Annotated in this window: 26 protein-coding genes; 25 read left to right on the forward strand and 1 reads right to left on the reverse strand. The window is 34.6% G+C overall.

Annotated elements, in window-relative coordinates; translation table 11 throughout:
- Positions 1 to 19: 19 nt before the first annotated feature.
- The 11 genes from MHI10_RS07670 to MHI10_RS07720 all read left to right on the forward strand — a co-directional run bounded on the left by MHI10_RS07670 (position 20) and on the right by MHI10_RS07720 (position 5,898).
- On the forward strand, positions 20 to 562 hold the full coding sequence (locus tag MHI10_RS07670; RefSeq protein ID WP_340784416.1) for a hypothetical protein: 543 nt from the start codon (positions 20 to 22) through the stop codon (positions 560 to 562).
- 107 nt (positions 563 to 669) lie between these two features.
- Complete coding sequence (locus tag MHI10_RS07675) at positions 670 to 870, forward strand: hypothetical protein (RefSeq protein ID WP_340784418.1); 201 nt, start codon at positions 670 to 672, stop codon at positions 868 to 870.
- An 80-nt stretch (positions 871 to 950) separates the two neighbouring features.
- Entirely contained in the window at positions 951 to 1,472 is a 522-nt protein-coding gene (locus MHI10_RS07680; RefSeq protein WP_340784419.1) for an SMI1/KNR4 family protein, read from the forward strand.
- Positions 1,473 to 1,641: 169 nt separating this feature from the next.
- Complete coding sequence (locus MHI10_RS07685) at positions 1,642 to 2,337, forward strand: hypothetical protein (protein WP_340784422.1); 696 nt, start codon at positions 1,642 to 1,644, stop codon at positions 2,335 to 2,337.
- Positions 2,330 to 2,719, forward strand: a complete 390-nt coding sequence (locus MHI10_RS07690; protein WP_340789171.1) for an immunity 22 family protein — start codon at positions 2,330 to 2,332, stop codon at positions 2,717 to 2,719. The genes MHI10_RS07685 and MHI10_RS07690 overlap by 8 nt, the downstream gene beginning before the upstream one ends.
- 72 nt (positions 2,720 to 2,791) lie before the next feature.
- Positions 2,792 to 3,439 (forward strand): hypothetical protein, encoded by a 648-nt coding sequence (locus MHI10_RS07695; RefSeq protein WP_340784424.1) that lies wholly within the window; start codon positions 2,792 to 2,794, stop codon positions 3,437 to 3,439.
- 138 nt (positions 3,440 to 3,577) lie between these two features.
- Positions 3,578 to 3,763 carry a hypothetical protein gene (locus MHI10_RS07700; protein ID WP_340784426.1) on the forward strand — a complete coding sequence of 62 codons (186 nt, stop codon included), beginning with the start codon at positions 3,578 to 3,580 and terminating at the stop codon, positions 3,761 to 3,763.
- 66 nt (positions 3,764 to 3,829) lie between these two features.
- A complete protein-coding gene (locus tag MHI10_RS07705; protein WP_340784427.1) occupies positions 3,830 to 4,114 on the forward strand; it encodes a hypothetical protein in 285 nt (94 codons plus the stop codon).
- 196 nt (positions 4,115 to 4,310) lie between these two features.
- Positions 4,311 to 4,940: a hypothetical protein gene (locus MHI10_RS07710; protein ID WP_340784429.1), complete on the forward strand. Its 630-nt coding sequence runs from the start codon at positions 4,311 to 4,313 to the stop codon at positions 4,938 to 4,940.
- A 366-nt stretch (positions 4,941 to 5,306) separates the two neighbouring features.
- Positions 5,307 to 5,453, forward strand: a complete 147-nt coding sequence (locus MHI10_RS07715; RefSeq protein WP_340784430.1) for a hypothetical protein — start codon at positions 5,307 to 5,309, stop codon at positions 5,451 to 5,453.
- A gap of 43 nt (positions 5,454 to 5,496) precedes the next feature.
- On the forward strand, positions 5,497 to 5,898 hold the full coding sequence (locus MHI10_RS07720; RefSeq protein ID WP_340784431.1) for an immunity 22 family protein: 402 nt from the start codon (positions 5,497 to 5,499) through the stop codon (positions 5,896 to 5,898).
- 422 nt (positions 5,899 to 6,320) lie between these two features.
- On the opposite strand, the gene MHI10_RS07725 is transcribed toward MHI10_RS07720, so the two are convergent.
- Positions 6,321 to 7,613 carry an MFS transporter gene (locus tag MHI10_RS07725; RefSeq protein WP_340784434.1) on the reverse strand — a complete coding sequence of 431 codons (1,293 nt, stop codon included), beginning with the start codon at positions 7,611 to 7,613 and terminating at the stop codon, positions 6,321 to 6,323.
- A 194-nt stretch (positions 7,614 to 7,807) separates the two neighbouring features.
- Between MHI10_RS07725 and MHI10_RS07730 the strand changes: the two genes are divergently transcribed.
- The 14 genes from MHI10_RS07730 to MHI10_RS07795 all read left to right on the forward strand — a co-directional run bounded on the left by MHI10_RS07730 (position 7,808) and on the right by MHI10_RS07795 (position 26,472).
- On the forward strand, positions 7,808 to 9,061 hold the full coding sequence (locus tag MHI10_RS07730) for a helix-turn-helix transcriptional regulator (protein WP_340784437.1): 1,254 nt from the start codon (positions 7,808 to 7,810) through the stop codon (positions 9,059 to 9,061).
- A gap of 652 nt (positions 9,062 to 9,713) precedes the next feature.
- On the forward strand, positions 9,714 to 10,661 hold the full coding sequence (locus MHI10_RS07735) for an ATP-binding protein (protein ID WP_340784438.1): 948 nt from the start codon (positions 9,714 to 9,716) through the stop codon (positions 10,659 to 10,661).
- Between the two features lie 12 nt (positions 10,662 to 10,673).
- The gene (locus MHI10_RS07740) at positions 10,674 to 11,546 is read left to right on the forward strand and encodes a tetratricopeptide repeat protein (RefSeq protein WP_340784439.1); all 873 of its coding nucleotides are present in this window, start codon (positions 10,674 to 10,676) and stop codon (positions 11,544 to 11,546) included.
- A gap of 430 nt (positions 11,547 to 11,976) precedes the next feature.
- Complete coding sequence (locus MHI10_RS07745; protein ID WP_340784441.1) at positions 11,977 to 12,540, forward strand: hypothetical protein; 564 nt, start codon at positions 11,977 to 11,979, stop codon at positions 12,538 to 12,540.
- A 425-nt stretch (positions 12,541 to 12,965) separates the two neighbouring features.
- On the forward strand, positions 12,966 to 13,553 hold the full coding sequence (locus MHI10_RS07750; RefSeq protein WP_340784442.1) for a helix-turn-helix domain-containing protein: 588 nt from the start codon (positions 12,966 to 12,968) through the stop codon (positions 13,551 to 13,553).
- On the forward strand, positions 13,546 to 14,667 hold the full coding sequence (gene eutH / locus MHI10_RS07755; protein WP_340784443.1) for an ethanolamine utilization protein EutH: 1,122 nt from the start codon (positions 13,546 to 13,548) through the stop codon (positions 14,665 to 14,667). Before MHI10_RS07750 ends, eutH begins: the two co-directional genes overlap by 8 nt.
- Before the next feature lie 171 nt (positions 14,668 to 14,838).
- A complete protein-coding gene (locus tag MHI10_RS07760) occupies positions 14,839 to 16,614 on the forward strand; it encodes an aminopeptidase P family protein (protein WP_340784445.1) in 1,776 nt (591 codons plus the stop codon).
- Positions 16,615 to 16,960: 346 nt separating this feature from the next.
- The gene (locus MHI10_RS07765; RefSeq protein ID WP_340784446.1) at positions 16,961 to 18,490 is read left to right on the forward strand and encodes an AbgT family transporter; all 1,530 of its coding nucleotides are present in this window, start codon (positions 16,961 to 16,963) and stop codon (positions 18,488 to 18,490) included.
- Positions 18,491 to 18,502: 12 nt separating this feature from the next.
- Positions 18,503 to 19,696, forward strand: a complete 1,194-nt coding sequence (locus MHI10_RS07770) for a M20 metallopeptidase family protein (protein WP_340784447.1) — start codon at positions 18,503 to 18,505, stop codon at positions 19,694 to 19,696.
- A 313-nt stretch (positions 19,697 to 20,009) separates the two neighbouring features.
- Positions 20,010 to 21,671: a hypothetical protein gene (locus MHI10_RS07775; protein WP_340784448.1), complete on the forward strand. Its 1,662-nt coding sequence runs from the start codon at positions 20,010 to 20,012 to the stop codon at positions 21,669 to 21,671.
- A 278-nt stretch (positions 21,672 to 21,949) separates the two neighbouring features.
- Positions 21,950 to 23,091 (forward strand): IS3 family transposase gene (locus MHI10_RS07780; RefSeq protein WP_340782087.1). Its coding sequence is split into 2 segments (ribosomal slippage): positions 21,950 to 22,235 and positions 22,235 to 23,091, totalling 1,143 coding nucleotides; the frame shifts between segments, so codons are not numbered across the junction.
- Positions 23,092 to 23,227: 136 nt separating this feature from the next.
- Positions 23,228 to 23,671, forward strand: coding sequence for a hypothetical protein (locus MHI10_RS07785; RefSeq protein ID WP_340784449.1), 444 nt, complete (start codon positions 23,228 to 23,230; stop codon positions 23,669 to 23,671).
- 2 nt (positions 23,672 to 23,673) lie between these two features.
- Complete coding sequence (locus MHI10_RS07790; protein ID WP_340784451.1) at positions 23,674 to 24,144, forward strand: HAD family hydrolase; 471 nt, start codon at positions 23,674 to 23,676, stop codon at positions 24,142 to 24,144.
- Between the two features lie 423 nt (positions 24,145 to 24,567).
- Positions 24,568 to 26,472, forward strand: a complete 1,905-nt coding sequence (locus MHI10_RS07795; protein WP_340784452.1) for an endonuclease MutS2 — start codon at positions 24,568 to 24,570, stop codon at positions 26,470 to 26,472.
- The last annotated feature ends 50 nt before the right edge of the window (positions 26,473 to 26,522 follow it).

Consider the following 26,522-nt stretch of genomic DNA (forward strand, 5'->3'; position numbering starts at 1 on the left):
AAGGGGGCTGTAAAAAACGATGAATTTCCTAGCACATTCGCTTTCTAAAAATGAAAACGGTAGTAAGATTAAATATCTAGGAACATCTGAAGGAACCAAACGGGAGTTAGAAGAAAATTATAAACTTCCACTTTTAAGTCAAGCGCTATTGAAATGGTATAGTTATTTTCCTGAATCATCTAAAGACCTAATGTTTCATTGGACTAATGATTTCTATATAATTGGTATGGAAAATTTGATGATTGCTTTAGAGGGTTACAGATTTATTAGAGAAGGTGAACATTGGAAAGACTTTTCAAAGGAAATGAAATGGAATAGTGATTGGATTGTTATCTCGAGTTGGAGCGGGAATCCGATAATTGCAGATATAAGTAAAGTTGAAATGCCAATTTATTATGATTATGTCGGAGAAGAATTTTCACCAAGGCTTCTAGTGGATTCACTTGAGAAATTCGACTATTTTTTGTCTGTATGGCTAGATAAACATGATGATCGATATTTTAAAAGTGGAGAATATCAATCTGATTTTTATGAGTTAATGGAGATGGAGTGGAATATCTAAGTAATGAAGAAATTAAGAATATATGCGAATTTCTTCCTATTTTAAAATCGAAATAAAACTTCCCTCCAATTGAACAACGAATTAAAACAAAAGTGGAAAAATATTATGTGTATCTTGATGATCCAGGAGACGATAAATCAAAAGTGATCTTAGCGGTAAAAAAAGAAACGGGTCTATCATTCGATGAAATACGAAATAGATTAAATAGTAATAGTTTTCTAGTAGCTGAGGGGTATGGGGAAAATACTTTAGTTTTAGCTGATTATTTCATTTCGTTAGGTGCGAAAGTAAGAACTGAGCAGAAATAGTCTCGTGCAGCACGGTGTTTCAACTCGGAAGTGGAGCTTTCATTTGGAAATTTATAAAATTGTGAAAAGACGTGAGCCTTATGATAAAGAAAAGAAACTTTAATGAAATAATCGATAACTTAAAACAGCGAAATAGAATCCCTAAAATCAGTGAGTTTACGAGGGAGGATTGTTTGTTTTTATATGAGAAACTTGCCGATAATGCGATCGAGGCAGATCATGTTTTTTTATCTTATGAAAAAGCAAGTAAATATAATAAAGACTATCACGAAGATTTTAGTGAGTTTAAGGAAAGCCATTGGATATTCGCCGAAACAGGTGGAGGTGATTTTTGGATAATTGATCTTCATGATCATCAATCGCCACCTACAGTATTTTTTTATGATCATGATGTTGAGGATTTTAATCCAGCAAACATGTTGAATACTTCAATTAATTTAGCAGAGTGGTTTGAGTTAGCAGATCTAATTGCACAGCTTCAAAACGAAGATTTTTATGATAAAGCCTTTAGATTAAAGGAGCCTTGGAAACAGAAAGCCATTGAAGAAATTGAAATGATTAAAAAAGGGCTTTCAAAAAAATACCCTTTTCAATTATTTTGAAGTAAGTAGTTAAGAGGAAGATATAAAGTATGTTTCATAAAAAGACAAAGAATCAGCAGCACATCATCAGAATGATATAAATTTAGCTGGTATACATATTTGAAGAAATGATGGAGCAATTAAAAACAGAGCATGGGGGAAATGAGCCAAGCCGGTTTGGAGGGAATCCATGAGGTTAAATTTTAAATCGACATTTCAAATTACTAGGGCAGAAAGAATTATTGATGCAAATGAGATCCATACCTATTTTCAAACGAATTTCCCTGCAAAAATAATTGAATTTTGGCAGTATTTTGAGGAAGTTGCATTTGAAAGTGGCGTTATAATTTATGGTTTTGACGTTGCCAAGGAAAGGAATGTGTTGTACGAAGTAAGTGCTTATGCACCAGATTATATTTTAATAGGAGATGATGGAGGGGGACAAGGGATATTTTTAAAAAAGAATAGTGGCGACCTAGACGTATATTATCAAGATTTGGGGGCATTGTCGTCATCTTTTTATTCTTTAGACATAGATTTGTTTAGTTGGCTTGAAAATAATCCTACAATAGGCGAAGAAGATTGTGATCCAGATGAGCTAGATGGAATCAAAGTGTATGTTTTAAGCAGACCTAATTCTACCAATACATTTATAGTAGCCGTTAGAAAATATTTGCATTTAAATTGTTCGATTAATGATATTAGAGAAAAGTTGGAGGATGTCCCATTTTTGCTTGCCAAAGATATTCCACTAATGCGCTATCGTGAAACCATCAACGAGCTAAATCAAAAATACAATTGTTTAGAGGTTCGTAATGCAAAGAATGAGGTTTTAATTCGTCCTGTAAAACGAAGGAGAGTGAATTGTAAAAGTGGATATGTCTAGAGTTCACATATGGCTAGGAATCAATGATTCTAACGATGAAACATTCGAGAAATATTTCGAATTGGACTACAATACCGATGTAGAAATAGGCGACCCTGCATATCAAGTGTGCCCATTTTGTGTTGATATTCATGAAGATTGGTACGATGAAGATATGATCGAAGTCTATAAGACAGACCATTTAATAAGTGTTGCAGAAGCATTAGAGGACGTAGCTATTTCGAAGGAAACAGTATTAGCAATTAACGCGATATGCGGTAGGAAAGGAATAAAAAATGTAAATGCCATGTTTCTCTATATCGATGCGGATTTAAACATAACTGATACAGAAAAGTTGTTTAATGGCATAGTGTACATGGGGAAATTTAAGACAACCTTCTAAAGACAAACAGTGCTGCAAAGAGAGGACCAGGTATAGTGGTCCAGTGAATAATTAATGAGAGGATGTAGCGTTGTGGAGAAACTAAAGGATTCGATAGTAAATTTTATTCAAGTGATGAATACATATCCGAGAGCAGAATCTCAAATTATTAAGAGTGGTGGAGTACGCTATCGGTCAGAATTAATAAAACAACAGACTGATGAAAAAATTCATCTTTCTCCTGAATTACAATTTTTTTATGGACATTGTGAAATTGTTTGTGATGTCCGAAATGATGGCTTCAATCTGAAAAGCACTGGTATTGATATGGGGAATGGATTGCTAGAACTCTGGTCTCCCGAACATCTAGTGGATAGACAAGTTGGATATCGTTGGATTGGAATAAATCTGAAAGAAAACCCAGATTGGCATCCATTTTGGCTTGTCATTGCAGATATCAATGATGATCCAATCGTAGTTGTCACGGATCAAGAACACTCACCAGTTATGGCGTTTTATGAAGCAGGTGATCTTTTCCCCATCGCACATTCTTTTGCCGATTTTCTGGATTACCTCTCTATTATGTTTACATTCATACACGAAACATATGCTGGAGAAATAATCGATGATGAATCCTGTGAATGTGTTGAAGGCTTTATTGAGGCATTAAAAGAAAGATTAAGTGAAATCAATCCTCATGAGGAACTTGTCAGCAATTTTATTGATTATTTTTATGGGTAATATTCTGAAATTACTTGGTGTTTGAAAACGATTCACTCCCTAAGACAATAGAACGTATATGGATTAGAAGTTATTTAGGACTATCAAAATAGAGAAGCGATAACGAGCAGAATTTTAAATTCCAGAAGAGGTGTAAATATGAATATTGGATTGAATGAGATGTGGGATGGAAAAATCCCAGCAGATGAAACCGAGTTGGCAGAGCTATCAGATAAAATTTGGGAATTGGGCGAGCTGGATACTATTAAAGAGAAGGTGCCGCCAGAATTATTTCGACTCCATATTGCTATCAATATGATTGGCAACTGGCAGTGTGATGGTTGAGATGGCATCATCGCCTATCAACCACATCTCGTACCGCATATTTCTGAAGTCTTGGCGAAGTTTGGCATGCAACAGATGCAACATACTTTTGACGAAGTGATTGCCGGTTTTCCAAATTTTATTACATTCGAGGACGGTGCACTTTACTGTGATATGATCAACTTTCTACATAATATGCGATTGAAAGTACATGACGAACGCTTGAATAGGTATACGAAAGAAGAGCGTCAAGATATGGTGAATCAATATAAAGAAAAACTTCATCAATTAGAAGCAATGACAGGCCCTCTATGGGGATATGGTAGTCCCATGGAGGGTTGGGCTATGATTTTTGATTCTATACGAGCTTAGGTCATACGAGAATAAGTATTCCCTCAAAAAAATAGATGAATATACATTTAATTTTGAGCTATTTAAGAAGTTTATGGAATAGTAAGGTCAAAATCGTATCGTATGAACACATGGCATTATGAATGGGCTGTTACGATTGGAACAGCCAGGAAGCAAAGGAGAGTGAAATCCGAATTAAATTATTCGGAGAAATAATATGGAGATTAAAAGTAACATATTATTTGAGCGAAAAGAAAGTGTAATATTTCAGTTGAATAAAAACCAGAATGTTGGTAATGGATGGATTGGTGGTAATGCACCAGTATATTTTGATGATAAAAGTGAACTTTTTAGTGAACTTGGATCTGATTATCACTTCTATCTTTGTTTTGTGAATCCATTAGATAGAAATAACATGCTTTCTATCTTTATACCAAAAGAATACAAAAATCGTGTTTCAAAAAATATTTATCCAAACTGCTCATTGTACGTGTTTGAACATCCGGTCTCAAAAGAAAGCTTGGATTCTACTTATACTGAATTTGGAATGGTTAAACACTATATTTCAGAAGGTATATTTGTGAATGAAGAACAAGCATTTGAAACATCTTTTTTTATTAAATTTTTTGGGGATCCCATTCATATTCAAGAAGAAGAATATTATTACTCAGAATTAGAGAAAGATGGATATAGTTTCTTATGTCAAATAGATGAGGATGGTTATCCAAGTGGGTTGTTCAATTCAGACACAAGCTTCTCATTTGGGTTTGGTGCTGTGTATTTGTATGCAATGATGACCGAAAATTCGATAAAGGATCCAATCGTAGGATATTGGCAATATTCATAGGTTGATCAATAAAATAGTTGTTGTAGGACGATCTTGAATTGAAATATAAGTGAGAAGTCGGCCGTGATTGTTTTCCATATCCTTTCTTTTAGAAAGTGAACTGTTTTGAAGTTTATGGTGCTAGTGGTCACTTATATAAATGTGTTAGCTGAAATAAATTTATCTGGTTGGACTAACATGTTTGTAATGATTATTGAGAGCGAGTCACCTCGAATTAGCACGTGCAGTTTTAACTATCTTCCTAAGTAAGAGTACCTAGATTATATTCCCTAGAGATAAAATGAGTGAAGCGAAATAACATACCTACATTTGAAAATTTGGGAAATATTTAGACTGAATTCATTTGTAGGTGTTTTTCATTGAAGTATGTCCTGCTCTTACCCTGAAACTTTATATAGCAATATTGTAGATGGCGTTAGTTTAGCATTTAATGTAGTAAATGCCGCAAAGGGAACGGATGCAGCCATAGTGGAAGAGTTTATAGGCGTGAAAGACTTCATTCCATTATATTAATTATAAAATATCATAGAAAACTTATGAAAGTGAGTTGTAGATAATGGAGATAATGGGTAAAGTTCATATTTGGATAGGAATAAGCAACGTAGATAACGATACCTTTAATGAATATTTTAAAATCGATTATAGTGATCCAGAAAGGGATATTGATGACCCAAAATATAAGATATGTGAATTTTGTAGGGATATTAATGAAAAAATATATGATGAGGATTGGATTGGTGTCTACTCTCAAGATAAATTAACAGAAGTGGATGAATTTATTGAAGAACTATCAATAGAGGATGAGACGATGGTTGAAATAAAAAACATCTGTATTCAAAGAGGGTTAGACAAAGTAAACACAATGTTTTATTATTTTGATTCGGAAATAGAAATTATTAATGTTAACAAGCTTTATAATGGTCTGCATTATATCGGATTATTTGATACTGATTTTTAATGTAGTAAGCATATCAAAAGAAAGTAGTTGGTTATATTCGGATGCTTGAAGAGGTATGACATTTACTAATTTCAATGTATAACAGCGTATTGTTGGAAGGTGAGCCAGTAGCTATCGAATGATATGGAGATAATTTCACATGAATTTTTATAAATAGATGGGGAATTCAAAAGAAACGGCTCAACTAAACTAGCACAATTTGAATTAAAAATGAGGAGGGATATGTAAAAAAATTACCGGTTGGATTTAAAGTCTTAGGTGACGCTTTACACTCGAAAATTGTTCAACCTTGCATATTGTAAAATAGGAAGAAAAATTAAAATTGAGTCCGGCAATATACCGAACTCAATTACACAAGCTACTTGATGAAATAACTGTGCCTTATTTTTAGGGTTCATTTCAACATGGTGGCTTTTTACGTGCTAATCTAAAACCTGTATTGTTTTTTCTCCCTGTTGTTTTTTCAACTCTGGGTGCGCCATTTCAATGACTGAGCGGCGTAACAATGTTAAAACAATCAGAACTAAAATGCTGCCACTCACAAGTAAAATGTATTGTGCAGGAATGATATCGTATAAAATCCCAAAAATGAGTGTACCAATCGGCATCATACTCATAGCCATCATTTCAACAATGCCGAAAACGCGACCACGAAATTCTTCTTCAATTGTAGTTTGTAATAATACTCCAATTGGCGTATTTGTAATAACGCCAAGAGCCCCAAATAGGAACATTAGAATGAAATAATAGATGAAATTTACACCATTTGAAAAGTGAACGAATAACGGTAAGGAAGCCAAAAGTACTAATACCGCCATGAGCAAAGTGGAGCGTTTCACAAGTAATAATGGGAATTTTACATTGGAACGTGTAGCAAAGTAAACTGCCATTACAAGCATACCAACTGCCATACCTGCTTCAACAATACCAATCAGTGTTGGATCTAGCTTTAAAATCGTAAGCAAAATATACCCGCCGCCAATATTCATACAAGTGAAGAATAAATTTAACCATAGCGCGGTCAATAAGATGGAACGTATGACACGCTTTTTATTGACATAAGCGAATCCAGCTTTAAGACTTTGGAGCATCGTTTCTTTTTCAGTAGGCGCATCGATTTCTTTTTTATACAATGTGAAATTCATAGTAGATTCGAGTACAAGGGCAATAACGGAAGCGATAATAAAAATAACTAAAAAGATGTTCATTGAAGCAAGTCCAAATAACATACCACCGAATACGGGTCCTCCGATACCTGAAAGTGAGTAAGATAATTGATTGAAACTCATTGCTTTTTGCAGGCGTTCACCATCCACTAAATTAGCAATGGACGCGGAGAACGAAACGCTTGAAAACGTACTAAAAATACTATTAAAAAATGTCGCCATATAAATCGCAATTAAAGATAATTCAACCATTTGCGTGTAAAGTAGTAATGCACTAACAGATAAGACAACCCCAGCTTGCCCCCCAAGAACTAACGATTTCCGTGGCATCCGGTCCCCAAGTAACCCTGCAATCGGAGCAATAATTGTTCGTGGCAAAATACTAAGTAAAATATTCGTAGCAAAGCTTAAAGACGAGCCTGTTATAGAAAGAATATACATACTAATCCCAAACGCATAAACACCCGATCCGAGTGAACCAATCATTTTACTAATTAAGAAAGTGTATAAATGATAAGTTGCTTTTTTGTGCATTACTTGTTCATTCATAAAATCCTAACCCCTTTGTTTAATTTTATTAAACTAATAATAAAACAATAAATTGGAAATTTCAATATAAAGTTTAATTAAATTTAAAAAATATTCAATTTTGTAATTTACCCCTCCGATTTTGTTTAATAAGATTTAAAAAAGTTCCTTTATTTACTCGAGTTTGATACACTTGACCGTAATGAGGTGACAATATGTTAAATATCGGTACAAAAATAAAAGAACTACGAAAAGAACGAAAAATGACATTAGCACAAGTAGCTGGAGATCGTTTATCAAAAGGCATGCTTAGTTTAATTGAAAATGGTAAAGCGCAGCCTTCAATGGAAAGCTTACAGCACATCGCGAATCAATTAGATATTGGGGTATCAGATTTGTTGCAGGGGAAAGATGATGAAAAGATTCGTTCTCTTTTACTTGAAGTGGAACAATTGCGAGCCCAATTATATAGGGAAATGAATAAAACGAAACTCGATGAAAAGTGCGAGGACATTTTGCATTTAATTGAGCCACTTGTTGAAGAGGGCCTGTTAAATGGTAGTAATTATGAGGAAATACGGTTATTGGAGAATTATTATTCGATGCGGTACCTTCTAAAAGTGGATGTATCCATTACGCCATTTTTAAAAATTATAAAAATGTACGAGAAAGTCCATGCTTATTCTAAAATAATAAGTGTCTATAGTGGATTATGCATGATCAAATTTGAACAACATTTATATGAAGAAGCGCTGGATTATTTATTAGAAGGGGAAACGTATATAAAGCGCTATGGAGGCTTAATTGATGAGTTAGAAAAGCTTGATTTGTATTACAATATTACCGTTGTTTACTCGGCATTGAATAATGAAAAAAAAATGGAACAGTATTTAGAAATGGCTTTAAAAATTGCAAAAGAGAAGCAAATATTATACCGCTTAAATGATTTTTATCGTTTCTTATTTGTGATTCATTGTTCTAAAGGAGATGCAGAAAAATCCCGTTATTATTTGAAAAAAATAAGTGCTTTTACTGAAATTTTAGAGGAACCAGCAGAAAACGTTATTGAACAATTAATGAACTTAATTTATTTAAATCAAATTGAGAAAGATTATGAGGAGGTAATACGTTTAAAGCGGGATGAAGCGCCAATAACTGAAGATTATTTAAGCCCACTAAAAGTTTTTCTCCATGGGGAGTATGCATATGCTTACTGGAATTTGCAGCAATATGAGGAAGCAAAAAAGGAATTAGAAACACTAAAGCTTACTGAAATTCATCATCATCCAATCGACTTAGTAAGAATTTACCGAGCCTTTGCGGTACGTGCTTTATGTTTTCTTCAAGTGGGGGATATTGAAAACGCCAAAAGAGATATTTTATATGCCGTGGATGGCTGCAAAGATTTTAGTGAAACACCGGAAAAACGATTTGTTTTGGATGCTTATGGGGAGATTATGGGGAAATAGCTGTGAAAGAGGATTCGACCTATATTAAAATCAGAATAATTTAAGGTGAACCGTATCATAAGTAAGTGCGGTTTTTAAAGGAACCACCAAGAATTATTGATTTCTAAGTGTTCAAATGTACTAATGGATTTTTACGTTTTATTCCAATCTAAAATTTCAATTAATTTTCAATTAATTGTTCGACTTGTTGTTTTTCGAATCTAGGTATGCTATTTCAATGACTGAGCGGCGCAACAATGTTAAAACAATCAAGACTAAAATACTGCCACTCACAAATAAAATGTATTGTGCGGGTATAATATCGTAAAAAATTCCAAAAATGAGTGTACCAATCGGCATATTCGTTTTACGTCCAAGGGCTCCAAATAGATATATAAGCGAATTTAGCTTAAAGACTTTGGAGCATCTTTTCCTTTTTAGTAGGTGCATTCATCTCTTTTTTTATAATGTAAAATTCATTGTAGGTTCCAGTACAAGGGCAATAATATAAGCGTGGTGCCAGTCACTCAAACATAATTGTTTGAATGACTGGCACCTTTTGTAACGTGTCTTTGGACCTGTATACAATTTCTGTGTTATAACCTAAAATTAACCAGTATAATTATTCCAATATACTTGGAATAAAGAATGAGTTTATGCAAAGGGGATTGTTATGACAATTGATCATGAAGGAAAACGAAAACAGCTAAAAGTAATTCAATTTGATAAAGATCGAAATACGCTTATTGAAAAGACTGAGCCGAGTGAAACTTTTGCGGACGTTGGTGGTTTGGAGGAAGTTAAGAAAAAGATTCAGATGAATTTTATTCTCCCTCTTAAAAATCCAGAGTTTTTTAAAGCATATGGAAAAGAAGCAGGAGGAAGTTTACTGCTTTATGGACCACCAGGCTGTGGGAAAACATTTTTAGCAAAAGCGATTGCTGGTGAAATAAACGCTAGCTTTATACATATGGAATTACAGGCGATTTTGTCAATGTATATAGGAGAAAGTGAACATAATCTTCACGATGTATTTGAAGCTGCGCGGAAAAACAAACCATGTGTCTTATTTATAGATGAATTGGATGCAATTGGTGGAAACCGTCAAAATATGAGACAGCATCATGAGCGGATGCTTGTCAATCAATTACTTCTTGAGTTAGATGGATTAGATGCCCATAACCATGGCATTTATGTCATCGGTGCAACGAATACACCGTGGTATTTGGATTCCGCATTAAGGAGACCTGGTCGTTTCAATCAATTACTATTTATTTCCCCCCCTGCTGTAGAAGAAAGGGAGGTTATTCTGAAACTAAAGTTGAAAGACAAGCCACAGAATTCACTAAATCATAAAAAAATTGCTAGTAAAACAGCACATTTCTCGGGGGCAGATCTTGAACAACTTGTTGGAGATGCCATTGAGTCTGTATTACAACGTTCACTAGAAATGGGCGAATTGCAACCGTTAACGAATAATGATTTAAGCGAAGCATTGAGTCGACGTAAGCCAACCACTTTGGAATGGTTTTCAACAGCTAAAAATTATGCGACCTTTAGTGATGTGAATAAAGACTATCAACAAGTCCTGGATTATTTAAAAGAGAATAAGATTAGATAGGGTGTGGGATGCATGAATGAAGAGGCGCAATATGCACAATTCATCCGGATTGAACAATTATATGATTGGGACCGTTTGAAAGAAGCCATTAGTGAGACGGAAAGCTATATTCAACAATATCCCGAAGATGCGGACGGCTATGCCTTACTGAGTAAAGTTTATTTAAAACAAGGGGACTATAAAAAGGCCTTGCATTGGTCACTCGAATCATTAAAGAAAGACCCAGAAAATGAAACTGCATGGGAATTAAGGGTAGGAATACTTTACGAAGATGGTAAGGAAAACGAGACAATGGCTGCAATTCAAGAAGCTTTAACGTTGTTTCCTGATAGAGCCTATTTTTATTATTTCGAAGGAAATATTTACGAGAGAAAGGGGAGGTATCAAGAGGCGAAAGAAAGTTTTCTAGTCGCTTTAAAGTTGAAACCATCTAATGCATTATATCTTGCAAACTATAGTTTTATTGAAAGTATTTTGGGTAACCAAGAAATTGCTCTTCAAGCAGAAAAACAAGCGTTACAACTAGATTCAGAAAATTCGTTGGTATTTTTGTATGTAGCCTGGGTTGCTAACCATAGAGGAGATTACGCGCAGTCATTATCCTATTTGGAAAATGCAGTTCGATTAGAACCTGATAATCAGATATACAGATTAGAGTACTTAGAAATTTTACAAAAGCAATATAAGGTGTACCAATGGCTCTTGGTGCCTTCTAAAATGTTAATGAAAGTTAAGCCAGTAGTAGCGTTACTTATTTGGTTTGTATTCTGGAAGTTATTCATGCCGCTTGTAGTTGTCTTTATTATTTTATATGTTGCAGCTCATTGGATTACAAAAATGATTGTCAATGTAAAAGTGTTCGGTCGATTATTTGTAAAGGTGTAAATAATGCTAGATAGTCATTATTTGAGTGAAGACTAAATTTCAATCCAATTGAATTCCCTTATGGTGGGAATGAGCCTTTGCAAGAGGCGATCAAGTCATTTGTCGCAACGACTATTAATGTGCATGAATTATGTTTTAGTCTTAAATACCAATATTGAGAGGCCTTCGATAATATTCGTCGAAGGGCTTTTTGGTGTAGTGGAAAATAGCTGTCATATTCATAGGTCAATTAAAGGAGGTATTATCAACAATTTTATTATGTGAGGTCACTACTTTAAATGTTGAAATAGTAAATCCCCTATTTCCTACGTTAGAGAAACTATAGTTTGAGTCGAAATTAGAATTTGATTTGGAGGCAAATATACGATGAAATATATGAGTAAAGTAGAAATGCCAAAAGTACTTAATAGCATGGTGACTCTAGATTATTATGAATTCAAAAGGTAATGCATGGTTAAGGCTTATAAATTGTTATGCAATTGAGGAAGGCTGTAAGTATGTAATTGATAATGGGAGTGGTGATAATTTAATAGTATTCATTACAAAGAATGGGGTATTTATGAAAGGGTTTGATCACGAAAATGAACTAAATCAATTTGCTGCAGATGAGTGGGATGATGCTTTCTTTGAGTGTGTATATGATAATATACCATTTGAATTTCTTGATTTAGTAGGAAATGTGGATGAACGAGATGAAACGACATTTTGTATGTGGTATATAAATGGAAATGATGAGTGGCAACAAAATGAGATTTTAGGTAATGATGGGGGGAAAGAATATCTACTACAGTACATTATGAAATCGGCTAATGAATGGTGTAATTGGGCGAAATATTATTATGAGACAAATATTGAGGTGGATGTGGTAAAGGCGTTATATAATGGGGAACCTATAACACAAACTATTATAAAAAAGATAAATCCAAAAACGGGTCCAATGGAAGTTTTGCAGGAAATCTATGAAATGAATAATATGTTAAATTCTATTACATAAAGAAGATATAAAACAGAATTTGAAAAGTAAATGATTTAATTGAAAGTTAAATGCTATGAATTAACGTTAATTGAAATCAAGGATAACTGGTCACATATTAGATTCACAGGGATAGCGGTGATTGATGGATATACTAATCCATAAACTGCCGGAAAATTTAAAATAGATTGTTGGTTATCAATAATCACTTATGAAAAGGACTGGGCTAAAATTGGACTATAGTAGCCAGCAACACCATTTCTTAGGCGCTTTGATTTAATAGGTCAAGCGTCTTTTTTGTTCTGGATTTTAGGGTCAAACGGACTATCCTAGATGAAATAGTCAATTTATAAATTTTCATATACGTGAAATAACTTCATATTATATTGATTATCTCTGTAATATATATTATATTATTCACAATAATGAAAAATAGAGGTGGAATCGTGAATATAGGTGTAGAAATAAAAAAGTTAAGAACTGACAAGGGAATTACGTTAAAAGAATTAAGTGAAAAAAGCGAGTTATCTATCGGATTTCTATCTCAATTAGAAAGAGGACTCACTACCATAGCGGTAGATACACTTGAAAAACTAGCAAATATTTTGGAAGTTCATGTTACACATTTTTTTGATTATCCACTTAAAAAGAAAGACATGGTTTTGAGAAGCTATGAACAAGAAATAATGGATGCAGTAGAAGGCGGTTTTATTAAGTATAGTTTAAGTGCGAATTTGGAAAATAAACAACTTGTTCCGAGGCTCATCGAAATCCTACCTCAAAAGCAAGAGGAGGAAATCGTATCTTATCAGCATGAGGGCGAGGAGTTCGTTTATGTTTTAGAGGGAATATTAACGGTGTACATAAATGGCAAGAGGCATGAAGTTTATCCCGGTGACAGTGTTCATATGGATTCAACGATTGCGCACAATTGGGCAAATTATACGAACAAGAAGGTCAAGCTAATAGCCGTTAATACGCCTAATTATCTTTACAATCGTGGCTCTCTAGAGAGTGACCATAGCAATGGATAAACTTGTATTGTATATAATCGGTACTTTTTTTGTCATCGGGGCAATTGATTATATGACGGGCGATCATTTGAAACTTGGTGAGAAGTTTGAGGAAGGTATTAAAACGATGGGGGCTTTAGGACTTGGCATGATCGGAATTCTTTCTTTAGCCCCTATTTTTACGAATTTTTTAGCCGCTGAAATTATTCCAATATTCAGGGCTTTTCATTTAGATCCTTCCATCGTTCCAGCAGCGTTATTAGCAGTCGATATGGGAGCTTTTCAAATGGCGAATGAACTGGCTTTGACCGAGGAAATGGGGAAATTTTCAGGGATTATTATCGCCTCTACTTTAGGAGCTACCATTAGTTTTTCCATACCTGTTGCGTTAGGAATGCTTTCTAAAGAGGATGAAAAATATTTTTCTAAAGGTGTGTTAATAGGCATTATTACGATACCAATCGGATGTCTTGCAGCAGGCTTGTGGCAACAAATAAATATTAATACTTTAGTATGGAATATGGTACCGATTTTCGTTTTTGCTCTTTTATTAGGAGTAGGCTTATTAAAATTTCCTTCTATTTTTATAAAAATATTTAATGTATTTGGAAAGCTGATAATCAGTTTGAGTATTCTAGGTTTACTTTTACAAGGAATAGATGTGATTTTTGGTGTAACGCTCGTTTCAGGGTTAGCACCGCTTTCAGAATCTACTTTAATCGTAGCCAAAATCGCACTTTTCTTAGGTGGAGCTTATCCAATGCTAGCTCTTATTAATCGAATCTTTAATAAGAGTTTTAAAGAAATAGGAGAGAAATTGGGTATTAACTCAGCGTCAGTAGCAGGTATTCTAGGAAGTTTAGCGAGTAATCTGTTGGTATTTGGAACGTTTAAGGAAATGAATCCGAAAGGGAAAGTGGTATGTACGGCTTTTGGGATAAGTGGGGCTTTTGTATTTGGCGGTCAATTTGGATTTGTGTCAGGAGTTGCCCCGGAAATGTTAGGGGCGTTTATTATCGCAAAAATTACAGCGGGAGCACTTAGTATCGTTCTTGCGGCATGGCTGTTTGAGCGTGAAAATAATACAATTAACTTAATTCAGCAGAAGTCTCCTACTTCTATAAGTGGGGGATGAATGCCAAAAATGCAATACTATTCAGTGGGGGTTCAAACCCTGGCTGAATCAAGTTAAGCCCCGGCGGATGTCACAGATTTTTTAGAGGTGTTTTTCGAGCGAGCTCGAAAAAATCTGGACGCAATTACGCTAAGGCGTAATTGATTGTAAAAGAAAATGGAGGAATTTATCATGAATATCAAGGGTAGAGTTGAAAAGTTAAGACAGTTAATGAAAGAAAGTCAAATGGATGCATATATTATTCCTAGTTTTGATGCACATCAAAGTGAATATGTAGCAGAACATTGGAAAAGTAGACAGTGGATTTCAGGATTTACAGGTTCGGCAGGTACGGTCGTAATTACATTAGAAGATGCTGGGTTATGGACAGATGGTAGATATTATATTCAAGCAGAAAAGCAGCTTGCAGGCTCGGGAATTCGATTATTTAAAATGGTTGATCCGGGGGGACCGTTTTATTCAGAATGGCTAGCGGATGTTTTAAATGAAGGAAGTGTTGTCGGCTTTGATGGAAATGTTTTTTCAACGAGTTTGGTTAGAAGGATGGAAAAAGATTTACAAGCAAAAGACATCCAATTAAAAATGGATCGAGATTTGATTAATGTTCTGTGGGAAGAGCGACCAGAAATTCCTAAAGAACCACTATTCACGCATGACGTAAAATTCGCGGGTAAATCACGAGTTGAAAAATTAAATGAAGTAAGAGAAGAAATGAAAGATAAAGGTGCCAATTATTATATTTTAACGTCTCTTGATGATATTGCGTGGCTGTTGAATATTCGAGGGGTGGATGTGCCGAACAGTCCCGTTGTCATTGCTAATGTAATTGTAGCCGAACATACATGTTATTTATTTATCGATGCTTGCAAAGTTCCTGCTTCGGTTAAATTAGAATTGGAAGCGGAAGGAATCGAGTTAAAAGCGAATGACGAAATACAAGCATTCCTAGAAAAACTCTCAAGTGAAGATGCTGTTATGCTAGATGCGAATAAATTAAATATCAGATTATATAACGCTATTAATAGCCATACAAAGAAAGTTGAAAGCCCTGACATTACAACAAATTTAAAAGCGATTAAAAATGAAGTTGAAATCGAAAATATGAGATGGTGTCAAATAAATGACAGTGTAGCTATGGTGAAATTTATTAAATGGCTAAAAAATGCTGTAAACAACGAAGAAATTACAGAGATTATGGCAGAAGAAAAATTAGAAAGTTTTAGAAAAGCACTGGAAGGATACATGGGGACTAGTTTCGATACAATCGCAGGTTACGGGGAACATGCTGCGATGATGCACTATAAAGCGAATGAAGAAACGCAATTTACGCTTAAAAATGAAGGACTCTTTTTAATTGATTCAGGTGGCCAATATTATGATGGTACAACGGATATTACACGAACAATCGTTTTAGGGAAACTAACGGAAGAACAAAAAAGAGACTATACTCTAGTGCTAAAAGGATTTATTGCATTAAGCGCGGTAAAATATTTACATGGCTCGACAGGTGCGAACTTAGATATTTTAGCGAGACAACCTATATGGCAGCATGGTATTGACTATAAATGTGGGACTGGACATGGGGTCGGCTTTTTCTTAAATGTTCATGAAGGACCACAAAGCATACGAAGTAATAATCATGTACCATTAGAAAAAGGTATGATCCTTACGAACGAACCGGGAATCTATCTTGAAGGAAAATATGGCATCCGGATTGAAAATTTAATGATCGTCGCGGAAGATGAAAAAACAGAATTTGGTCAATTTATGAATTTCGAAACAATTACTTATTGTCCAATTGATTTAGCGGGTATCGATGTAGAAATGCTAACAAACAGTGAAAAGCAATGGTTAAACAATTACCATCAGGATGTATATACGAAGCTAGCTCCTTATTTAAATGAAGAAGAGCGCGGATGGTTGATGGAGGAAACGAAAGAAATTTAGTATTGGACAATAATGAGTGGAATGATATGCCAAAACTATTGCAATTCATTCCGCTTTTTTCTATGTATAGGATTTCGGTAGTAATTTCATAATTAGGCTGAAGGGTTAACGGTTACTTTTATAATGAAAATCGACAAGAAATGTTGTTTAAATGATGTTTTTCATGTAAACTTAGCTATGCTTATGTCCTTTGTTTTGGTTTTGAATGGTATATTACCATCAAACCATTATAAAGGATTTTTTTGTGTGAATAATATAACAGAAAATCTCGTTTTATTTATACCGCAAAAATGTTTTAATGCGGCGCTCGTGTCGTCAGATGAAGTATAGAAGGAGATGCGATTGCATGGAAGAAAATTTTAAAACTGAAAGAAAAAAAACCTGGGTTGACAAAATGTTAGATAGGATTGAATACGCGGGCAATAAATTACCGGATCCTATTACGCTATTTGTCATTCTAGCGGGCTTAGTCCTTGTTCTATCATGGATCCTATCAATGTTCGGTGTTTCGGCAGTCCAACCGGGTACAGACAATGTCATTCAAGTGAAAAATCTGCTAAGCCAAGAAGGGCTTATTTTGATCGTCACACAGATGGTTTCAACGTTCACAGGATTCGCTCCTTTAGGATTGGTAGTTGTGACAATGATTGGTATTGGTTTAGCTGAGCAAACGGGACTTATTTCGGCTGTTATGAAAAAGCTTGTTATGTCGGCCCCTACAAAATTAATTGTGCCGTTTGTTATTTTTGCAGGTTTAGTTGGTAACATTGCCGCTGATGCCGCATTTATCATTTTACCACCAATTGCGGCAATGATTTTTATGAGTCTTGGTCGAAATCCGTTAGCAGGTTTAATTATTACATATGCGGCGGTGGCTGGTGGTTTTAGTGCCAATATTATTATTAACTCAATCGACGTATTATTATTAGGAATTACAGAGTCAGCAGCGCAAATTGCAGATCCAGATTATAAGGGTCGTGCAACGATGAACTATTACTTCTTAATTGTTTCGACGTTTTTAATCGTCGTTATCGGTACATGGGTTGCGAAAAAGTTTACGGAACCTCGCTTCGGTAAATTTGAAGGGAAAATTGAAAAGCTAGAGCCTGCGACAGATTTAGAAAAACGCGGTTTAAAATGGGCAAGTATCGTTGCATTTGTTTATGCTATCATTATTGCAATGACGGTCATTCCATCGAACGGGCTATTACGTGACCCTGAGACAGGCGGCTTTTTAGATTCACCATTTATGTCTGGGATTGTACCAATTATGTTATTTTTCTTCCTTTTACCGGGTCTTGCATACGGGATTGCAGCGAAGGAAGTTAAAAATGATAAGGACGTTGCGGAGAAAATATTCAAATCAATTGCTGATCTAGCACCGTTTATTGTATTAGCATTTGCTGCTTCACAAATGATCGCCTTTTTCAACTGGAGTAATATCGGCGCGATTTTAGCTATTAAAGGTGCAGAACTATTACAAGCGCTTAACTTTACAGGCTTACCGTTGATGATTGGTTTTGTTTTAATGTGTGCGTTCATTAACTTATTAATCGCAAGTGCTTCTGCAAAATGGGCATTGCTAGCACCGATTTTTGTGCCGATGTTCTTCTATTTAGGCTATTCTCCAGCGATTACACAAATGGCCTACCGTGTAGGGGACTCGATTACAAATCCAATTACACCGATGCTTGCGTATTTTGCTATATTATTATCGTTTGCAAAGCGTTATGATAAAAATATCGGTATTGGAACGCTGATTTCGGCTTTATTACCATTCTCGGTGTTCTTCGCAATCGGTTGGATTTTACTGTTTGCAATTTGGTTCTTACTCGGTTTACCGCTAGGACCTGGTGATTATATTTACTTAAAATAAGGGGTGTTTTCCATGACAGCTTTACAACAAGAGCAACTAGCTAGTCTATTAAATGAATACGAAGAAGAGATGATTCAGCTTCGTCGTTATTTCCATGAAAATCCTGAAATATCTTTTGAGGAAGTTGAAACGCCAAAAACAATTGCGGCATTTCATCGCGCGTTAGGCCATGAAGTGCGTGAAGGTGTTGGTGGGAGTGGTGTTGTCGCAAAGCTTGTAGGCGGCAAACCAGGGAAAACAGTAGCGCTACGTGCAGATTTTGATGCTTTAGCTATTACAGAAGAAACGGGACTACCTTTCCAATCAAAAGTGAAAGGGCGTATGCATGCTTGTGGACATGATGGGCATACAGCATCACTGTTAATTTTAGCGAAAGCATTCAATCAAATGAAGGATGAATTAGCAGGGACAATTGTGTTTATTCATCAACATGCTGAGGAAATTGCACCAGGTGGGGCGATTGCGATGATTCAGGATGGCTGCTTGGAAGGTGTAGATGTTATTTTCGGCACGCATTTATGGGCACCAATTGAGCTTGGAGAAGTGCATTCTGCTAAAGGCCCATTAATGGCTGCGGCAGACGGTGTTTATATTACGATTAAAGGTAAGGGCGGTCACGGTTCGAATCCTAGTGATACGAAAGATTCGATTGTGATGGCGGCGCAGTTTATTACCAATTTGCAACAGCTCGTTTCACGCCGTATTAATCCGTTGCGCCCAGCAGTCGTTTCGATTGGACATATTGAAGCATTAAATCCTTTCAACGTGATTGCAGACCAAGTATATATGAAAGGGACTGTGCGTACTTTCCATGAAGAGGAGCGCGCTTTATTAGAACGTGAAATTGAAGAGTTATTAAAAGCGACATGTTATTTAACGAAGGCAGATTATGAATACGAATTTGTTCGAGGTTATCCACCAGTTGTGAATCATGATACGGAAACAGAGCATGTGATGGCATCTGCAGAAAAAGTTGCAGGTGTGGAAGCAGTTAAATATATTGAACCGATTATGGGCGGCGAGGATTTTGCTTACTACTTAGAGGAAATTCCAGGATCATTCTTCTTCACAGGAGCAAAAAATCCAGCTTGGGAGGAAGTATACCCGCATCACCATCCAAAATTCGATATCGATGAGCGAGCATTGCGCATCGCAGCAAATGTGTTAGGGCAAGCGACTTTGGATTATTTAGAGAAGAATAATTAACTCAATTTTTGCAGTTAAATTCCCAACTGAAATCTGTAATATAGTTCGTTTTTTGCGATTTCAGAAATAGATTTGTTAAGAAGTAATTTTAAATGAAATGAAAAATCGTCCTCACATTTGAAATGGGGAATCGTATCATAAGTAGGTGCGGTTTATAGAAATAGCAATTCAATTAATTATTTAGTTGAATTGCTATTTTTTTATATGGGATTTTTTCTTCTTAAGAAAAAGGGGGAATATTGATACCTTTTAACTATTAATTATAAATTTATAAGGTATAATTAGAGGTAATATTAACTGAAAGGGGAAATATATGGAGATAAATTCAGAGAAACTTTCATCTCTATTAGATGAGATTGAATTGTATAGGAGAAGAAAAATTAAGGATGATTTACAAGATAATTTAATATATATAGATACCTTTTCGAATAAAAGGAAAATTAAAATTCCGAATAATAATATTATTATCGGCAGAAGAGGTTCAGGAAAAACAACTTTAATGCTATCTGTTTCAAAAGAAAAAGTAAATGGTGCTATTATTAAGTATGATTGTCAGCATATTAGAGATTATCCTGTTAATAAGATTATTATTAAGCTAATGAATGAAATTATTGGTGTTGCTTTAAAAGGGCTCGGTGAAAAGTTGGTTCAAATTGAAAAGCAATTGGCTTCTTCTAAAACCAGAGTACCTTTTATTAAAGGTAAAAGTGGCGGTAATACTATTTCTGAGAAAGAGAAAGCACAATTAGAATCTCTAAATGGATATTTTCAATCTCTAAATAAAATTTTAGATGAGATTTACGAGTATCCAGAAGAAATAACATATAGAAAATCTACAACTCAAGTAAATACACAAGCAAATACCGAAGAATCAAGTTCCCAAAAAAGTGCCTCTTCTACATTAGGTGGGGGAGCGAATTTTAATACTGCTATTAAAAGTGTAGGAATCAAACTTGAAGCAATGAGGCAAGTTTTGAGAAATGAGGTTGTAAGTGAGAGTAATCAGTCTAAAGATGAGACAAGTTCAGAAATAACATATGAAGAAGTTGTAAAAAAGACTAAGACAAATATGCTAGATGAATTAGTTGAACCATTAGCTATACTTTTATCTAATTATAAAAAAGTAGTTGGAGAAGAAATTTCAATCTATTTAGATGATTTTTATCAAATAAAGTTGGATAAGCATGTACGGTTAATACATTATTTCCATAATTTGTACAAGCAAAGCAGTAATGGCGCATTTTGTTTTAAGTTGTGTACATTACCAAATAGAATAAAGCTAAATAATGAAAATGATGAGATTCTTTCTGTGAAAGATGATTTTTCTATAGTGAAATTAGATAGAGATTTAATTGATATTCTAGGCTTAAAAACATTTTTACTAAGAATTCTGTGCTCATTAAGGAAAGATTTGGAAATTCAGACGTCTGATATAGAAAGCATCTTTGTTAATGAAGAATCAATCTTAAATTTAGTTATTGCATCAGGTGGAACACCTAGGGACTTTTTATTAATGTTTAGGGATGCAGTAGATAATGCAGTAGCAGATGGTTCTGACAGGATTGGAAAAGCTCAAATCTACTCAGTAGTAAGAGCTATGAGGGAAGAAAAAGATACTGATATAGAGTACGGTGAAAATATCACCCCCGACATGGTGGAAAATGCATTAGCAATGATAGAAGAGCAAATTGTAGTAGATAAAAATACAAATGTATTCTTATTCCCTAATTCAAAAAAGGAAGAATATGAGGGGCTACTTAGAAATCTAGTAAATGCACGATATTTACATTTAATTAAGGAAAATGTATCTTCTGAAAATCAAAAAAAGGAACAATTTTCAGCATATCTAATTGATATGAGTTTTTATATTACAGGTAAGCAATTAAAAAGAGGGATTAAATTTAGAAAGTTTTGGGAAAAGGATAGTGGATCTAGATATAAACAAATAGATTCTGCACCTATTTTCTCTTTTTAATTTAAAATAAAGATTAATAAAAGAAGATAGATCGATATAATTTTGAGGTTATAGTTTAAATTGAAGTGAATTATCAGATTTTTTATTAAGTAGTAAAACCGCATTTAAACCTATTATGGGGAACCGTTTCATAAGTAGGTACGGTTTTATTAAAGAAAACCATCTAAAACGTTTGAAACAAAGCGCGCACTGACCTAAAAAAATGAGACAAATAAAAAACACCTTACGTTTAAATCAGGTATTTAATACCAATAAATTAACGTGGAGGTGTTTTTTCTATGGGAAGAAGAGTAAGTTATCCAGCTGAAGTTAAAATTAAAGCAATTGAAATGAGATTAGCAGGTATTCCAGTTAAGGAAATACTAGAGGAATTAAAAATTAAGAATAAATCACAATTAATGATTTGGATGCGATGGTATAAAGCAGGAGAAACTCAGCGATTGCATCAACCGGTAGGAAAGCAATATTCCTACGGAAAAGGGCCAGAATATGACTCTGAGGAAGCTCGTTTACAAGCTGAAAATCTTTATCTTAAACAACAAATCGAAGTTTTAAAAAAGTATGTAGAATTGGAGAGGAAGTGGTTGGGCTAGTATTCGTAGATTTAGTGGAAAGATTGAAAGGATTTATGTCAATTCAATCGATTTGTGTGCATATGGGTGTAGCACGTGCGTCCTATTATCGTTGGCGAAAGAATACCGGGAATACTTCTAAAAAAGCCGAGCGAGATCAGGCGATTGGTGAAGCTTGTGCAACCCATAAATATCGTTATGGTTATCGGAAAATAGCAGCCTTATTCTCTGGAATCAGTGAAAAGACTATCCAAAAAGTGATGCAGAAATATAATTGGTCATGTCGGGTAAAAGTGAAAAAGCGTAAACGGACTGGTCAACCATCTAAAGTAGCTGATAACACGTTAAACCGTGACTTTAACGCAACAGCTCCTTTACAAAAGCTCGTAACCGATATTACTTACTTGCCTTTTGGACAGTCGATGTTATATCTTTCAAGCATTATGGATTTGTATAATGGGGAAATCATCGCGTATACAATTGGTTCAACACAAGATACAGAGTTTGTCTTAGAAACGCTTGACCAGCTTAAACAATTGCCAAAAGGCGTCATCTTGCATAGTGATCAAGGTTCTGTATATACGTCTTACGATTATCAAAAAGAAGTGAAAGAAAAAGGAATTACCATGAGTATGTCTCGTAAAGGCACACCAGCGGATAATTCCCCAATCGAAACGTTTCACTCCTCGCTAAAGTCAGAAACGTTTTATCTTGACGACATACACAGCACGACTAATGCATGTGTAATTCGTATCGTCGAAGAATATATAAATTATTATAATAATACCCGTATCCAAACGAAACTAAACAACCTGTCACCGGTAAAATACCGACAACAGGTTGCTTAAAATAGGTGTTTTATTACTGTCTCAAAAACGACAGGCAGTGCCGCGTTTTAGGTGGTTTTTTGTATAAAGAGGAGGATTTCCTTATCGCGAAGACGTATTAAACTAAGGGGACAAAAGTTATCGGAGGACAATAAAAATGAATTGGATTGAAGTGAAAGATGAGTCGGATATTAAGAATTTACTAGAGAGATTCGGTTATTTTCATGATGGATGCTTGAGGGAAATGCACATGTGGACAGGAACATATGTAAATGAAGATTTATCTATGACTGTTCCTGGAGAGTTAGATACTAATGTAAAAATGTTATTTCAACGTCAGTATAGTTACCCCTCTGCAATTGAATTACATTTTGAAAATGTGATCGGTATTTGTATTATTCCGACTCCAGAAAATAATGACTCAATTATTCAAGATGCAATTCTTATAAAAGATAACGACAATTATTATTGGTCAGACGACTATAATTTTCAGCCTGGAAAGAGAACTGAACATGGTGTGAGTTGGATAGCAGCGAAAAAGCTAAGCTGGAGAGAAGTAAATAATTGGATGGGGAATCAAATTCAATATGGAGGTAGTTAATAGTGGAAATAAATATACCCGGAAGAGGTATCATAAAAGTTGGAAATCTATTGTTAGACTATAATGGAACAATCGCTCGTGATGGGAAAATCATCCCTTCCGTAAAAGAGAAAATAGTGGCTATACATAATAAAGGAGTCAAAGTACAAGTAGTAACGGCTGATACGCACGGTACTGTGAAAGATCAATGTGCTGGTGTGCCTGTTGAAATCCAAATATTTGATAACGCAAATGCTGCAGAAAATAAACGAGCAATTGTAGAAAAACTTGGAGCAGAACAATGCATATGTATTGGAAATGGGTTTAATGATGGCCGAATGTTTGAAGCATGCAGCATCTCCATTATTGTTATCGGTGATGAAGGATGTTCAGCAAAATCTTTAATGAATGCGGACATTGTATGTATAAGTATTGAAGATGCTTTTGATCTGTTATTGAAACCAAATAGAATCATTGCAACTTTAAGAGGATGAAACAATCTTTACAAATTGCCTATCAATAAGTATAATAAGCAAAGTAAGGTCAATTTCAATGAGTATATAAAATAAATGAGCAGAGGTGAACTTGGTGAGTGCAGTAGTTTCTAAATAGGATAACTAAATCAGGAATAAGGTTATATTAACATTAAGGGAATTGTAACGTATTTTGCACCCTTTATTTTGTTATGGCTTATTTCTACCTATGAAGATACCTACTATACTTTACAAACAAGTGCATCCTTTCATAAATATGACTATCTTTCAAAATAGTTTTATTTGTGTAATTCACTTTTGCCATGTAAACGTAAGCTGCGGTATATTCACCGCAGCTTTTTTGTGTTTTTACCTAACTCATTGAAATTTTATAATAGGTTTCTTCATTGCTGAACGAAATATCACTTTGAGGAGAATGAAAAAATGAATGAAAATACTTTTGAAAAATTACAATACAATGAATTAAAAGAAATTGTAAAATCTTACTGCGTTAGCGGGCTAGGCAAACAATTATTTGATAAGTTAACGCCAAGCACTAATTTAAACGTCGTCCAACACCGATTAATGGAAACATCTGAAGGACGTAAAATTCTCGATGCAGAAGGAAACATCCCATTCATAGGTATTACGAATATCGAACATATTGTGAATAAATTAGACAAGGGCATCATTTTAGACCCATCAGAGTTATTAAGCATTTCTGATTTTTTAAGAGGTTGCCGAAAAATAAAAAGTTTTATGGAGGGTCAAGAATTTTTTGCACCGACTTTAGCGTCCTATGCAAATTCCATGACAGAATTCATGGCGATTGAAGAGGAAATTAACTTTTCGATTAAAAATAATCAGGTGGATTCAGCAGCAAGCAATGAACTGAAACGTGTGCGTCACCATATTCAAACAGCTGAACAAAATATAAAAGAACGATTAAATAAATTTTTAACAAATAGCGCAAATAAAAATTACATTCAAGAATTTATTATTAGTTTTAAAAATGATCACTACTCAATCCCAATAAAATCTTCCTATAAAAATCAAGTGCAAGGGACGATTATTGAAGTTTCGTCTAGTGGTTCGACAGTCTTTATGGAACCGAGTGTAGTAGGGAAATTAAGTGGTGAATTAGCAACATTAAAATCCGAAGAAGCTGTGTTAGAATATCAAATACTCGCGACATTGACAGGGCTAGTGGCGGAAAATCTACACGCAATCAATATTAATATGGAACTTATATCACAGTATGATCTAATTTTTGCGAAAGCTAAATATAGTAGACATGTTAATGGGGTTGAGCCAAAACTAAATGATCACGGGAAGGTAAATTTAATTAATTGTAAACACCCTCTATTATCAGGTCATGTTGTACCACTTCAGTTTCAAATTGGGAGCGATTATCGAAGCTTAATTATTACGGGGCCTAACGCTGGTGGAAAAACGATTGTGCTAAAGACAATTGGCCTTGTTACTTTGGCGGCGATGTCTGGCTTTCATATTGCTGCTTCAAAAGATACCGAAATTGCCGTATTTGACCGCATTTTTGTCGATATTGGTGACAATCAAAGCTTAGAAAATGCACTGAGTACGTTCTCTTCTCATATGAAGAACTTATCTGAAATTCTTCGAGCAGTAAACAATAATACGTTATTACTGTTTGATGAAATTGGCAGTGGGACAGAACCAAATGAAGGCGCGGCGTTAGCTATCTCGCTCTTAGAAGAGTTTTATAGTAAAGGATGTATTACGGTAGCCTCCACACATTATGGCGAAATAAAACGCTATTCCGAAATGCATAGTGATTTTATGAATGCGGCTATGCAATTTAACAATGAAACATTAGAACCATTATTTAAATTACTCATCGGGCAATCAGGAAACAGTAACGCGTTGTGGATTTCTAGAAAAATGAATGTACCAGAAAATGTTTTAAAACGAGCAGAAGAATATATGGAAAATAAAGAATACCGCTTAGAACGATTAAATGAAAGTAAAATTCGAAAACCGAAAATAATTGTTGAGAAAGTAGCGAATAGTATCGACTATCAAAAAGGGGACCGTGTCAAACTACTAGACCATGATGATTTTGGAATCGTGTTTAAAGAAAAAGATAAGTATCATAATGTTTCTGTGTTTTATCAAAATGAACTGATCGAGGTGAACGAAAAACGATTGGCACTCGAGTTCAAAGCGGAAGAATTATATCCAGAAGGTTATGATTTAGATACACTATTCGTTGATTTTAAAACAAGGAAATTAAATCATGATATCGAAAGAGGCTCGAAAAAAGCCCTTCGTAAAATTAATAAAGAAATACGGAATAATAAGTTGAAATAAATGTTCAGCCTTATTTAAGGAAAGCTTTATCAATTTATATATAAACCTTT

Origin of the sequence: Solibacillus sp. FSL K6-1523 (genome assembly GCF_038005225.1) — a bacterium.
GTDB lineage: Bacteria > Bacillota > Bacilli > Bacillales_A > Planococcaceae > Solibacillus.